We start from the raw sequence: 14,179 nt of genomic DNA on the forward strand, positions 1-14,179 counted from the left end.
TTTTTATGTTGAAGTAGATATGAATAAAAGTGAGGCATTGATTTGAAAATACAAGAAGTCATCGTCGTAGAAGGTCGTGACGACACAGCTAAAATAAAACAAGCGGTAGACGCTGATACGATTGAAACAAATGGTTCGGCCATTGACCAACCAACTCTAGAGCGAATTAAACACGCCCAGGCTAAACGTGGTGTGATTATTTTTACGGATCCAGACTTTCCAGGTGAACGGATTAGACGGATTGTGCAACAACAAGTACCAGGATGTAAGCATGCTTTCATGCCAAAAGATGAAGCAAAAGGCTCGAATGGACTAGGGGTAGAGCATGCTACGAAACAGGCGATTCGCGAAGCGCTGGAAGCTGTTTATGAACTACGTCAGACATCCTATCAGCCTATAGAGTGGCGTCCTTATTTATTGGAATATGGTTTAGTAGGTGGGGCGCATGCTAAACCACGGCGTGAGCGTTTAGGTGAACGATTAAAAATTGGCTATGCGAATGCTAAACAATTAGAAAAAAGATTAAACATGTTTCAAATCACGGTGGATGAATTCGAATCTGTTATGGATGAGATCTTGAAAGAGGAGCGACAGCAATCATGAAACCGATAGCGACAATAACACGGACGAAAGAAATTATGGAGCGTCATCAATTATCTTTTAAGAAAAGTTTAGGGCAAAATTTCTTGATTGATGTTAATATTCTAGAAAAGATTGTCTCAAAAGCAGGTATTGATGATGAAACAGTGGTGATCGAAGTCGGTCCAGGCATTGGAGCATTAACCGAACAATTGGCCAAAAAAGCTGAGCATGTTTATGCGTTTGAAATTGACGGACGTCTGATCGATGTCTTAGAAGATACCATGTCGCCTTATCCACAAGTGACAGTGACTCATCAAGACATTTTAGAAGTTGATTTAAACGCATTTATTGCTGAACATGTTCCTGAGGGTAAACAGGTCAAAGTCGTAGCGAATTTACCGTATTATATTACGACACCAATTTTAATGAAGTTGTTATCGAGTCAGCTTCCAATTGAGTCGATCACAGTCATGATGCAAAAGGAAGTGGCTGCACGAATGGCTGCAGCGCCTAATTCTAAGGATTATGGGTCGTTATCCATTGCTGTCCAGTATTATACCGAATCTGATGTTATTATGACGGTTCCGAAAACGTGTTTTGTCCCGCAACCTAATGTTGATTCAGCGATTTTGCAATTAAATGTTCGAAATCAGCCATATGTCACTGTTCAAGATGAGGCGTTGTACTTTGAGATTGTTCAAGCAAGTTTTGGTCAACGTCGGAAAACGTTACGTAATAATTTAAAACGTGCTTTTAAAGAATTGGATGCATCGACACTTGATCAAGTGTTTGCAGAATCGAATATTGATGGGACAAGAAGGGGAGAATCATTAACGCTTGAAGAGTTCGGATCTTTAAGCGATGTCATGAGCCATTATGTAAAAAATAATTGATCTTATATAAAGCATCTAACATCTTTTGTTTGGTAAAAATAAAAGGTGTTAGGTGTTTTTTTATGGAATTATCAAGCACAATTATTCGTCTTATGTAATAGTGTGTAATGAGAAGGGCATCTGCGGAAAGGGCGAGCGCTATGACTTGGCAAAAAGGAGATATTGTGACACGTTATTCCTATAATCATGATCTGTTATTTCGTGTGCAACATTCTCATAAGGATGAAATTGTGCTATTCGGGGAAAACTTCCGACTAGAGGTTGATGCACCTTCCTCTGATTTAAGACGAGTGGAAGAGAATGAACGTAATCAATTAGAGCAATCGATTCGTGAAAGTGAAGCAACGTCTTATCGTATGTTTCGTCAAGATTATTATTTACAGTCATTTCGTCATTATACATCTTCTATGGTCGCTGAAGACCCTATTATTCAATTTCAATTATGTCCAAAAGTCCTACACATTGATGGGGATCATTTATTCCTTAAAAAATGTATCATGTTATATAAACGGCTGGGCTTACAAGTTCACGGAATTCACGTGAATGAGTCAGAGATGCCAGAAAAAACGAAAGAGCTTGTTCAAAAAATTCAACCTGACATCCTCGTGATTACTGGCCATGATGCGTATTCTAAAGATAAAGGCGAAGAACAGGATATTCGAGCTTACCGTAATAGCAAATATTTCGTTGAATCTGTACGTGAAGCTAGACGTATACAACCGAGTCTGGATCAGATGGTTATTTTTGCAGGCGCATGTCAATCTCATTTTGAGTCGTTAATTAAAGCGGGGGCGAATTTTGCGAGTTCGCCTACACGAATTAATATCCATGCGCTAGACCCTGTGTATGTTACTGCGAAAGTAGGCTTCACCTCATTCATGGATAAGGTGGATTTACATGATGTACTTCACAAAACGATCACGCGTGAAAAAGGAATAGGAGGCGTTGAAACAAGAGGCTTATTTCGAATTGGTCTACCCTATATGCAAGGATTACCCCAAACAAATGAACATCCACAAGAACACCGCCCATAGCGGTGTTTAATTTTTTTAATGAGTTTTTAATGTATGAATTTGCTGAATTCGGTCATATTAAGAAGAAGATGAGACTTTTTATTGACATATGAGCGCTTATATTGGTATAATTAAAAACTTTTGACTAACAACAGGAAATGTGTTACAGTATATATAGAGTGAGGTGGAGTTTAATGGGAAAAACATTGGGTGAGATTAAACAAGCATTAGACGTTAAAATTGGTGAACGTCTAACGCTAGAAGCAAACGGTGGTCGTCGTAAAACAATTGAACGTTGCGGCGTTCTGGCGGAAACATACCCCTCCGTTTTTATTGTTGAACTTGATCAAGATGAACACGCTTTCGAACGTGTTTCTTACAGCTATGCGGATGTTTTAACTGAAACAGTTAAAATTACATTTACAGATGAGATGACTAAGTTAGCTTAATTTAAGCTAATCATTTATTTTTCTTCTTTTTGTTAATGTCCTCAACACTTACCATGTTTCGAATTCCTAATCGTACATAACCTAAGCGTGTCGTTCTAAACGACAGAAGGAGTTGTGGTCATTGGGTCGAAAAGGCGTCATGTCTAATCGTTTCAAGGATGAGATCGCAAAAGAGCTGGGGTTTTACGACACGGTACAAAAAGAAGGTTGGGGCGGTATCAAATCAAGAGATGCCGGTAACATGGTGAAGCGGGCTGTTGAGATGGCACAAGAACAGATGGATAAGGAACAACGTTAAAACGTTGGGGAAAGCAGACCTGATTTTCAGGTCTGCTTTTTCTTTTGCATTGATAACAGATGCTCGTTCGTATATGATACAATCACAGAGATGATGAAAACAGTAGGTGATGATCATGATATTTGAAAAAGCACCAGCCAAAATAAATTTAACACTTGATGTCTTACATAAACGAGACGATGGTTATCATGAAGTCGAAATGATTATGACAACCATTGATTTATTTGATCGTTTAAGCTTTGAAAAGTTAGATAACGACCAAATTCAAATTGATTCGGAGAACCGATTCGTGCCAGATAATGAACAAAATTTAGCGTATCAAGCAGCCGATATATTCAAACAACAGTTCTCGATTAAACAAGGAGTAAGGATTGAAATTGATAAGCAAATCCCTGTTGCGGCAGGTCTTGCGGGTGGTAGTAGTGATGCTGCTGCGACGATTAGAGGTTTAAATCGTTTGTTTGAAACACATTTATCAAATCAAGACATGGAACAGTTAGCTGAGCGCATTGGTTCAGACGTACCGTTTTGTGTTCAAGGTGGCACACAATTGGCTCGCGGGAGAGGTGAAGTACTAAAACCTGTTACGCCACTGCCACCGTGCTATGTGGTCATTGCTAAACCAACTGATGGCGTTTCAACGAAGGAAATATACAAACGTGTCAATTTAAATGAAATGACGCATCCTGATACTTCAGCGATGATTCATGCGCTTGAAGACCAGGATTTTGGTAGGGTTTGTGCTGAGTTGAATAATGTGTTAGAGCCGATTACAGTTGAGATGCATTCAACCATTGCCCAAATAAAAGAAAGAATGCTAAAAGCTGGCGCACCTGGTGTTTTAATGAGTGGAAGCGGTCCGACCGTTTATGCACTGGTTCAGCAGGAAGCTAAGGCAGATCGAATTTATAACAGTTTAAAAGGGTTCTGTCATGATGTCTACACAGTTCATGCACTACGCTAAATATAGTCATGCCAAACAATTCGTGATATAGTAGGGTTAATTATTCGGTTTTTGAGGTGGATGAAATGAAACGAAGTCAACGAATCGCAGCCATGACGCATTATTTTAAGGAGAACCCAAGAATACTCGTGTCGCTTCCGTTCTTTGTAAAAACGTATGAAGCAGCAAAATCATCCATTAGTGAAGATATAGATATCATTGATGATATGTTCAGACAATTAGGGATAGGACGAATTGAAACGGTATCTGGCTATTCAGGTGGCGTTAAATATGTTCCTGATTATCCATTAGAAGCGAGTCAGAATTTTATCGATGAGTTGATTGAGTTGTTAGAAGATCCGACTCGTATTTTGCCTGGTGGATATTTATATATGAGTGATTTATTAGGTCATAATTATTATGTACGGCGAATTGGTAAGATATTTGGATCTGCTTTTCAAGATATAGAAGCTGATTATGTTGTAACAGTAGCGACTAAAGGGATTCCAATCGCTTATGCAGTGGCCGAAGCACTTAATTTACCAGTTGTCATTATTAGACGTGATCCAATCGTGACTGAAGGTTCAACCATTAGTATCAACTATGTATCAGGCTCATCCCGAAAGATTCAGTCAATGGCTTTAGCTAAGCGACATATTACACCTGGTTCGAATGTCATATTAGTGGACGACTTTATGAAAGCAGGCGGTACGATTAAAGGGATGGAAAGCTTAATGGCTGAGTTCGATGCCCATGTCAAAGGGATCGGTGTTCTAGCAGAAGCTGAGGATGAAGATGAAGAACGGCGTGTGATGAACTATACATCTTTATTAAAAATCCATGATGTTAATGAAAAAGCACAAGATGTAAAAGTGATGCGAGGTAACTATTTCAATTCCTGAGGTTCAATAAGGAGTTAATCATGTTCTAGCACAGATTAGCTCCTTATTTTTCTTTATCTTTGTCACAAAATTATAAAAAAATAAAAATTTTAGCAGGAATTTAAGTCTCATTGTTGAAAAGTAAAATTAGAGTCCTATAAATTTTGTGCAATTATATTGTGCGAAAAAGGTTCAGTTTAATTTCCAAAAGGTGGTGAGACAGAATGCAAGTAACAGACGTAAGGCTTCGTCGTGTAAACACTGATGGTCGTATGCGTGCTATTGCATCAATTACTTTAGACGATGAATTTGTCGTCCATGATATTCGTGTAATTGATGGAAATAATGGGCTATTTGTAGCGATGCCTAGTAAACGTACGCCAGACGGAGAGTTTAGAGACATCGCCCACCCAATTAATTCTGGTACACGTGGTAAAATCCAAGATGCTGTCTTGGAAGAGTACCGTCGTGCAGGTGAAGAAGTGGAATACGAAGAAGCAGGCGCTTCTTAAAAAAGTAATGAACAGAGGTTCAATCGTTAGTGCGATTGAATCTCTTTTTTTATCTTTAACCCAAAAGGACTGAACTTAAACTTGTTTTTATAAATATCTCTTTATTTTAGTCGACAGAATTAGTGGTTAAGTTGCATGTAGGCTTGTTTTAAGATATATTCATAATGGATGATTATAATGGTTTCAAACTGTTAATAATGAAGTTTTGTTTGACTGTTGGAGGGAAAAGAATGACGAATCGTAATGCTGTTGTTTTGGCGGCAGGTAAAGGATCAAGAATGAAATCAGAATTATATAAAGTGCTTCACCCCGTGTGTGGGAAGCCTATGGTGCAACATGTCGTGGATCAGTTAAATCATTTAGGGCTGAATCAAATCGTGACGATTGTAGGCCATGGAGCTGAATCAGTACAAGAACAGTTAGGTGATCAGACACAATATGCTGTTCAAGAAGAGCAACTAGGGACAGGCCATGCCGTGCAGATGGCGAGTTCAGTTTTAGAAGGTCAAAAAGGAACAACGGTTGTCGTTTGTGGAGATACCCCATTACTTACAGCGGATACGATGCGTGAATTAATGGATCAGCATGAACAACAACAAGCTAAAGTGACAGTTTTAACGACTGACGTGGACGATGCTACTGGTTACGGTCGAATCATTCGTCAAGTTAATGGGCAAGTTGAAAAAATCGTAGAAGAAAAAGATGCATCAGACGAAGAGAAAGCAGTAACTGAAATTAATACGGGTACATATTGTTTCGATAATGAATTATTATTCGAGGCTCTATCTCAAGTATCGAATGATAATGCGCAAGGTGAGTATTATTTACCTGATGTGTTGGAAATAGCGAACGAACGTGGCGAAACCGTGGCAGCGCATAAGACGACACAAGTTGAAGAAACAGTGGGCGTCAATGATCGCGTGGCGTTGTCTAAAGCAGAGAAGCTGATGAAACAACGGATTAATGAGTATCATATGCGCCAAGGTGTCACCATAGTAGATCCTGATCAGACATATATTGGACCTGACGTATCCATTGGAACAGATGTTACGCTTGAACCAGGTGTCCATATTCATGGGGATACACAAATTGGATCGCATTCATTTATTGGTGCCCATACGACCATTAATCATGCTACAATTGGAGAAGAAACTCTAATTAAGCAGAGTGTTGTCACCAATAGTCAAATTGGATCGAGAGTTCAAATTGGTCCATTTGCTCATATTCGCCCAGAAAGCACACTGAGTGATGATGTAAAAGTGGGTAATTTCGTAGAAGTGAAGAATACAACAATGGGGTCAAACAGTAAAGCATCGCACTTATCTTATTTAGGTGATGCCGATCTCGGTAACAATGTGAACGTTGGTTGTGGCAGTATAACAGTAAATTATGATGGACAATCCAAGCATCAAACGGTTATAGGGGATGATGCATTTATTGGCTGTAACTCGAACTTAGTTGCCCCTGTATCCATCGAGAAGGGTGCTTATGTCGCTGCTGGTTCTACGATTACGAAAGATGTGCCAGAAAAAGCGTTATCGATTGCTCGTTCAAGACAAGAGAATAAAGAAGGTTATGTCGATCGTTTGAAGAAACGGTCTTAACATAAGGTGAAGCAAGTCTAATTATAAAACAAACGAGATGGTGGAGGTTCCTTTTTTATGACTAATCAATACCAAGACTCTAGTCTGAAAGTTTTTTCCCTTACTTCAAATCCAGAGTTAGCCCAAGAAATAGCTGATTCTGTTGGTGTCGAACTCGGAAAATCCTCGGTCAAACGATTTAAAGATGGTGAGGTTCAAATTAATATTGAGGAAAGTGTACGTGGTTGTGATGTGTTTGTTGTTCAATCGACGAGCAATCCAGTTAACGAACATCTCATGGAATTACTGATTATGATTGATGCGCTAAAACGCGCTTCAGCTCGTACGGTTAACATTGTAATGCCTTACTATGGCTATGCACGTCAAGATCGTAAAGCACGCTCACGTGAGCCGATTACATCGAAATTAGTCGCAGATTTATTAGAGACGGCTGGTGCAGATCGTGTTGTTTCTGTAGACTTACATGCCGCGCAAATTCAAGGGTTCTTTAACATTCCTATTGACCATTTGATCGCAGGACCAACCCTTTCCGATTACTTCTTAGAGAAAGGGTTAGAAGATGTGGTTATTGTTTCACCTGATCATGGTGGTGTAACCCGTGCTCGACAAATGGCCGATCGTTTAGGTGCGCCAATTGCGATTATTGATAAGCGTCGACCACAACCGAATGTAGCTGAAGTGATGAATATTGTCGGTAATATTGAAGGTAAAACCGCTATTCTTGTCGATGATATCATTGATACAGCTGGTACGATTACATTGGCTGCGAATGCGATGATTGAGAATGGCGCAAAAGAAGTCTATGCGTGCTGTACACACCCTGTGTTATCTGGCCCAGCAATTGAACGAATTGAGAATTCAGCCATTAAAGAATGTGTTGTGACAAACACGATTAAATTATCTGATGATCTAGGAACAGATAAAGTTGTCCGTTTATCTGTTGGTGATTTAATTGGCGAGTCGATCAAACGCGTTCATGAACACCGTTCGATCAGTTCACTTTTTGATTAATAATTTTACATTTTCGTTTAAAAAGGTATAATAGAGGGTAAGAGTAAATATCAGAAAGTTTCTTAACAAAACGGAGGTTGAATACACATGGCAGCAGTAATTCAAGCAAAGGAAAGACAAGACACAACGCGTTCTGAAACAAAACAGATTCGTGCAGCGGGTCGAGTACCAGCCGTTGTTTACGGCAAGGATAAAGACCCAATCACGGTTTCAGTAGATAGTATGGATTTACTTAAAAAAGTTAGAGATGAAGGCCGTAATGCGGTGTTCTCTTTAGAAGTTGAAGGTGGCAAATCGTTAGAAGCAATGCTTTATGATTATCAAACAGATGTCATTAAAAACGAATTAACACACGTCGACTTCTATCTTGTTGATATGTCTACTGAAGTAGACGTAGAAGTGTCTGTTAATATCGAAGGTGAATCTAAAGGTGAAAAAGAAGGTGGCGTGATGCAGCAAACAATGCACATGCTGAACGTACGTGCAACGCCACGTAATATCCCTGAAGATATCACAATCGATGCTAATGAATTAGAAATTGGTGACAGTGTTACAGTAGGTGATCTGAAATCTGGTAAGAACTTTGAACTTCTAGATGATGAAGATACAACGATTGTGACTGTATTACCACCACAACAAGAAGATGTTCCTGAAGTAGGCGAAGAAGGAGCATCTGAAGAAGACGCTGAGCCTGAAGTGATTAACGAAAAATCCGAAGATAACGAAGAAGAAAAATAATTTGATATTTACTTGAAGTGAACAGATCGAAGTCAGCTCATGTTGTGCGCTTCGATCTGTTTTTTCCATTTAATCGTTTTACATAGAAAGAAATAAGGAGTTTCGGAACATGAAGTGTATAGTAGGTCTGGGTAATCCCGGTTTAAAATATAAAAAAACACGTCACAATATTGGTTTCCAAGTCATTGATCACATCGTGGAACAAAACGGTTGGAAATATAAAAAAGATAAATTCAAAGGCCATTATGTCCAAGAAAATTGGCGCGGTGAAAAAGTCTTATTATTAAAACCCCAAACGTATATGAATTTATCTGGACAATCAGTACGTGAAGCGGTTGATTATTTTAATCTAGAACCGTCCGACGTACTGGTTATTTATGATGACCTTGATTTACCGACTGGAAAAATTCGCTTGCGCCAAAAAGGTGGTCATGGTGGCCATAATGGAATAAGGGATATTATTAATCAATTGGGGACCAAAGAGTTTAACCGTCTACGTTTTGGAATTGATAAACCAGAAGGTGAGCAGTCAGTTGTCGATTATGTGTTAGGTAAATTCTCGAAAGCTGAGCAACAATCAGTCAACCCATCCATTGAAGAGGCTGCACGTGCGTGTGAAGCATGGTGCGAGAAACCATTTTTAGAAGTGATGAATGACTTCAATCAATAATATAATCGAATATAGAACCTTCACGTTGGTTAAGCTATAACATAGTATAGCTTATTGCATGAGGGAGGTTCTGATGTGTTACATGTATCATGTCGTCATTGTCATAAGGTGATGCAAGAATTTGATGGTGATTCAATGCTTGAAAATTGGTTGTTAGAACACTCAGGAGAAGAAACTAATTTCCATGAGTTTTTACAAACAACACCAGATGGTGCTTTGCATTTATGGTTAGTTTGCGAGGAATGTGAAGATATTCTAACGCAAAATCCTAATCTATTCGAACAAGATTATTTTATCCATTAGTTGCTTTGGTAAGGACCAAGGCCTTTTTCTGTTGAGGTAAGGGGGAGAAAAGTTTTGCAAAACATTAAAGAATATTTGTCGTTACAAGACGATTTCGCAACAATTATCGAAGGCTTAGAACAAGGAATGAACGAACAACAAGTTTCAGGCTTAACCAATCCATCACGCGCAGTATTGGCTAGGATTGTAGCTGAATCTTTAGAACGTCCGATTGTTTATGTCACACACCAGTTACAGCAAGCGCAAAAAGTTTATGAGGAACTATCCGCTGTATCAGAAGACGAGCAAGACGTTCATCTTTATCCAGCTAATGAACTTTTAGCCGCTGAAATCGTGTCTGCTTCCCCTGAATTAAAAGCGCAACGGTTAGAGGCTTTAAAATTGTGGCGTCAACGTGGGCGAGGAATCTTAGTCGTGCCCATTTCGGCGTTCAAGCGACTTTTACCCCCTGCATCTATGCTCGACCGTTATGAAGTGACGCTAACAACGGGTGAAGAGGCGCCGCCTGAGCAGATGATCGAAAACATGCATCATTTAGGCTATAAAATGGTTGATTTAGTCGATGCACCTGGAGAAATGAGTCGCCGTGGTGGAATCGTCGATGTCTATCCATTAACTGAAGCTTATCCGATTCGTGTTGAGTGGTTTGATGATGAGGTCGAATCGATTCGTTATTTCGATGCGGAAACACAACGCTCACAAGGAGAGATTCAGACGATCCAAATCAGTCCAGCTGAGGAGTTTGTTGCGACAGTTGAACAAATGCAGCACGCGGCGACCGAGCTTAAAATGTTACGTCAGGAAACGGCTCGACAACTTAGCACGGATGAAGAGCGGGAACAATTACATGAACATATTAATTATGATATAGAGCGTTTAGAACAAGGTGAGATGTTTGATGGTATCTCACAATATGTTCAACTTCTTTATGGTGAGAAAAATAGTTTGCTAGATTACTTCCCAGAGCAAACGGTTTTAATGTTAGATGAAATGAGCCGAATTTCAGAAACGGCCGATCAACTCGACCGCGAAGAAGCGAATTGGTACACGGATATGCTGCAGCGTCAAGCAATCGTTCAGGGGCTCACCCTTTCATTTGATTGGTTGACGGTTTGGCAAGGCATGACCTTTTCGAAGGTTTATTTATCGTTATTCCTGCGTCATATTCCGAATACAAAGCCGGAAAATGTCATTAATATGTCTAGTCGGCAAATGCAGCAATTCCATGGGCAAATGAATTTGCTTCAAAATGAAATGGAACGTTGGCGTGAAGCTGACTTTTCTGTCGTCATTATCGCAGCAAATGAAGAAAGAGCTGAGCGTGTCGAACGAGTCTTAGACGATTATGAAATGACGGCAAGTCGTGCGCCTAATACGACAGCTTTACCTGTATCTCAACCCATTATTATTACTGGTTATATCAGTGAAGGTTTTGAAATGCCGAGTTATCGATTAGCGGTGCTAACGGAAGAAGAACTGTTCAAAAAGAAAATGCCGAAGAAACGCAAGAAGCAGACTTTATCTAATGCTGAACGGATTAAAAGCTATCAAGAATTAGAAACGGGTGATTATGTTGTTCATACAAATCACGGTATTGGTAAGTATTTAGGCATTGAAACGATGCAAGTCAGTGATGTTCACAAAGACTATATGGTGATTCGTTACTCTGGAAACGATAAGTTGTTTGTACCTGTTGAACAAATTGATTTAGTTCAAAAATATGTTGGGTCAGAAGGCAAAGAACCCAAGCTCTATCGTTTAGGCGGAACAGAATGGAAGAAGGTCAAATCTCGAGTTAAATCATCCGTTGAAGATATCGCTGATGATTTAATCAAGTTATATGCCGAACGTGAATCATCGAAAGGGTTTGCCTTTTCAGAAGACGACGAGATGCAAAGGGAATTTGAAGCGGCCTTCCCATATGAAGAAACAGAAGATCAGATGCGTTGTATCCAAGAAGTAAAAGCTGATATGGAGAAAGAACGCCCAATGGACCGCTTATTATGTGGTGATGTTGGTTATGGTAAAACAGAAGTGGCGATTCGTGCAGCCTTTAAAGCGATCGTTGATAATAAGCAAGTCGCGATGCTTGTTCCGACGACCATTTTAGCACAGCAACATTATGAAACCTTTAAAGAACGGTTTGAAGAATACGGGATTAATGTTCGTGTACTCAGTCGTTTCCAAACGACGAAACTACAGAAGGAAACCCTTTCGGATCTTCAAAAAGGGTTGGTTGATGTCGTCATTGGAACGCATCGTTTGTTATCGAAGGATATTCAATTTAAAGATTTAGGATTGCTCGTGATTGATGAAGAACAACGCTTTGGTGTGAAGCACAAAGAAAAGATTAAGCAGATTAAGGCTAATCTAGACGTGTTAACACTAACCGCAACGCCGATTCCGAGAACCCTGCATATGTCGATGGTTGGTGTGCGTGATTTATCAGTCATTGAGACACCACCTGAAAATCGTTTTCCGATTCAGACGTACGTGGTTGAATATAATCCGCCATTTATTAAAGAAGCGATTGAACGGGAGATGGCACGTGATGGTCAAGTATTCTTTTTATTTAATCGCGTTGATATGATTGACCGTGTTGCAGCTGAAGTGGATGAACTAGTAGAGGATGCACGTGTTGCTTTCGCGCATGGTCAAATGAATGAACGCCAGCTTGAAAACATTATTTTCGACTTTTTAGAAGGTCATTATGACGTATTAGTCAGTACAACCATTATCGAAACAGGGGTCGATATTCCGAATGTAAACACCCTAATCGTGAATGACGCTGACCGTATGGGGCTTAGTCAGTTATATCAATTACGTGGACGTGTCGGTCGTTCGAACCGATTAGCGTATGCTTATTTTACCCATCAGCAGAATAAAGTGCTATCAGAAGTGGCTGAAAAACGTTTAGAAGCCATTAAAGAGTTCACAGAATTAGGATCAGGATTCAAAATTGCGATGCGCGATTTATCGATTCGTGGCGCTGGTAATTTATTAGGTACTGAACAACATGGCTTTATTGACTCAGTCGGTTTCGATTTGTATTCGCAAATGCTGAATGAAGCGATCCAGGCAAAACAAGAAGGTAAGCCATATGAAGAAACGAAACCGTTCGAAGTGGAAATGACGTTGTCACTTGATGCTTATATTCCAAGTGATTATATCGATGATGAAACGCAGAAAATCCAAATGTATAAACGAATTAACGCTGCTAATGATGTGCAGGAAATCTTTGATATGAAAGATGAATTGCTCGATCGTTTCGGTCCATACCCGCAGGAAGTAGAAGAACTTCTGCAAGTCGCTCGCATTCGTTTGTTAGCTCAGAAAGAACGAATCGAAACAGTTCACGAGAAGAATCAATCCCTTGAAATGATGATGGATGAAGAAGCGAGTTTAACAGTCGACGGCTCTGAGCTATTTGTTTTAGCCAATGAATATGGACGTATGGTGCAACTAGGAACAGAAGGCAATAAGCTTAAGATTATGATTAATTATGGACGTAAACAAAAACAAGAACGTTACGATGTGTTGGAAGATCTGTTAACGAAACTGCATCAAGTGAAAAAACAACCAAACCATGCATAGTTTTCTTCTGCTGCTTCATACTACGATTAAGAACCAAACACGACACTCATCAACTGATGAGAGACATCAGGGAAAGTGGGGATTACACAGTATGAAAGCAACAGGAATTGTGCGTCGAATTGATGACCTAGGAAGAGTTGTCGTCCCTAAAGAAATTAGGCGAACGTTACGTATTCGCGAGGGTGATCCACTCGAGATTTTTGTTGATCGTGATGGAGAAGTGATTTTGAAAAAATATTCACCGATCAATGAGTTGGGTGAGTTTGCCCAAGAATACGCTCATGCACTTTTCGATGCGACGGGTTATAAGGTGTTGGTATCTGATCGTGATGAGTACATTGCAGTCGCTGGTGCTTCGAAGAAATCGTACTTAAAGCAACCCATTGGAGAAGCGATTGAAAAAGCGATGGAAAATCGGGATTCAGTGGTTGAGCGACAGACGTATTCTGTTGACTTAGTTCAAGGTCAGGAAGAATCACTTGCGTCATTTATCATTCAACCGATTATATCTAATGGTGATCCCGTCGGAAGTATCGTGATGTTTGCCGAAGAAGGAACGCTTGCAGATGTTGAAATCAAAGTGTGTGAGACGGCAAGTAACTTTTTGGCTCGACAAATGGAGTAATTGTTCCGTGATGGTCCGTTCTTAAACCTGTTTTATGCTATAATAGTGATGTATTAAATTCAG

The 14,179-nt window shown here is 39.7% G+C and carries 15 protein-coding genes; all 15 read left to right on the plus strand.

What is annotated here, in order from left to right:
• Positions 1–42: 42 nt before the first annotated feature.
• Positions 43–603 carry a ribonuclease M5 gene (gene rnmV / locus ACKXGF_RS00315; protein WP_411954406.1) on the plus strand — a complete coding sequence of 187 codons (561 nt, stop codon included), beginning with the start codon at positions 43–45 and terminating at the stop codon, positions 601–603.
• Positions 600–1,475, plus strand: coding sequence for a 16S rRNA (adenine(1518)-N(6)/adenine(1519)-N(6))-dimethyltransferase RsmA (gene rsmA / locus ACKXGF_RS00320; RefSeq protein ID WP_411954407.1), 876 nt, complete (start codon positions 600–602; stop codon positions 1,473–1,475). Before rnmV ends, rsmA begins: the two co-directional genes overlap by 4 nt.
• 140 nt (positions 1,476–1,615) lie before the next feature.
• Positions 1,616–2,509 carry a sporulation peptidase YabG gene (gene yabG / locus ACKXGF_RS00325; RefSeq protein ID WP_411954408.1) on the plus strand — a complete coding sequence of 298 codons (894 nt, stop codon included), beginning with the start codon at positions 1,616–1,618 and terminating at the stop codon, positions 2,507–2,509.
• A gap of 173 nt (positions 2,510–2,682) precedes the next feature.
• Positions 2,683–2,937 (plus strand): biofilm formation stimulator Veg, encoded by a 255-nt coding sequence (veg, locus tag ACKXGF_RS00330; protein ID WP_411954409.1) that lies wholly within the window; start codon positions 2,683–2,685, stop codon positions 2,935–2,937.
• Between the two features lie 139 nt (positions 2,938–3,076).
• Positions 3,077–3,235 carry a small, acid-soluble spore protein, alpha/beta type gene (locus ACKXGF_RS00335; protein ID WP_411955537.1) on the plus strand — a complete coding sequence of 53 codons (159 nt, stop codon included), beginning with the start codon at positions 3,077–3,079 and terminating at the stop codon, positions 3,233–3,235.
• Positions 3,236–3,350: 115 nt separating this feature from the next.
• Positions 3,351–4,199 (plus strand): 4-(cytidine 5'-diphospho)-2-C-methyl-D-erythritol kinase, encoded by an 849-nt coding sequence (gene ispE / locus ACKXGF_RS00340; RefSeq protein WP_411954410.1) that lies wholly within the window; start codon positions 3,351–3,353, stop codon positions 4,197–4,199.
• Between the two features lie 65 nt (positions 4,200–4,264).
• A complete protein-coding gene (purR, locus tag ACKXGF_RS00345) occupies positions 4,265–5,080 on the plus strand; it encodes a pur operon repressor (RefSeq protein WP_411954411.1) in 816 nt (271 codons plus the stop codon).
• A gap of 203 nt (positions 5,081–5,283) precedes the next feature.
• Positions 5,284–5,571 carry a septation regulator SpoVG gene (spoVG, locus tag ACKXGF_RS00350; protein ID WP_167262890.1) on the plus strand — a complete coding sequence of 96 codons (288 nt, stop codon included), beginning with the start codon at positions 5,284–5,286 and terminating at the stop codon, positions 5,569–5,571.
• 230 nt (positions 5,572–5,801) lie between these two features.
• The gene (gene glmU / locus ACKXGF_RS00355) at positions 5,802–7,175 is read left to right on the plus strand and encodes a bifunctional UDP-N-acetylglucosamine diphosphorylase/glucosamine-1-phosphate N-acetyltransferase GlmU (RefSeq protein WP_411954412.1); all 1,374 of its coding nucleotides are present in this window, start codon (positions 5,802–5,804) and stop codon (positions 7,173–7,175) included.
• 57 nt (positions 7,176–7,232) lie between these two features.
• Positions 7,233–8,186 carry a ribose-phosphate diphosphokinase gene (locus ACKXGF_RS00360; RefSeq protein WP_306974143.1) on the plus strand — a complete coding sequence of 318 codons (954 nt, stop codon included), beginning with the start codon at positions 7,233–7,235 and terminating at the stop codon, positions 8,184–8,186.
• Between the two features lie 87 nt (positions 8,187–8,273).
• Entirely contained in the window at positions 8,274–8,924 is a 651-nt protein-coding gene (locus ACKXGF_RS00365) for a 50S ribosomal protein L25/general stress protein Ctc (protein WP_411954413.1), read from the plus strand.
• A 109-nt stretch (positions 8,925–9,033) separates the two neighbouring features.
• Complete coding sequence (gene pth, locus ACKXGF_RS00370; RefSeq protein ID WP_411954414.1) at positions 9,034–9,594, plus strand: aminoacyl-tRNA hydrolase; 561 nt, start codon at positions 9,034–9,036, stop codon at positions 9,592–9,594.
• 75 nt (positions 9,595–9,669) lie between these two features.
• Entirely contained in the window at positions 9,670–9,897 is a 228-nt protein-coding gene (locus ACKXGF_RS00375; RefSeq protein WP_167262879.1) for an anti-sigma-F factor Fin, read from the plus strand.
• A 54-nt stretch (positions 9,898–9,951) separates the two neighbouring features.
• A complete protein-coding gene (gene mfd, locus ACKXGF_RS00380) occupies positions 9,952–13,491 on the plus strand; it encodes a transcription-repair coupling factor (protein WP_411954415.1) in 3,540 nt (1,179 codons plus the stop codon).
• Between the two features lie 91 nt (positions 13,492–13,582).
• Positions 13,583–14,116 (plus strand): stage V sporulation protein T, encoded by a 534-nt coding sequence (spoVT, locus tag ACKXGF_RS00385; RefSeq protein WP_411954416.1) that lies wholly within the window; start codon positions 13,583–13,585, stop codon positions 14,114–14,116.
• Positions 14,117–14,179: the final 63 nt, after the last annotated feature.

Origin of the sequence: Alkalibacillus sp. S2W (assembly GCF_046764385.1) — a bacterium.
Taxonomy (GTDB): Bacteria; Bacillota; Bacilli; order Bacillales; family Alkalibacillaceae; genus Alkalibacillus; species Alkalibacillus almallahensis.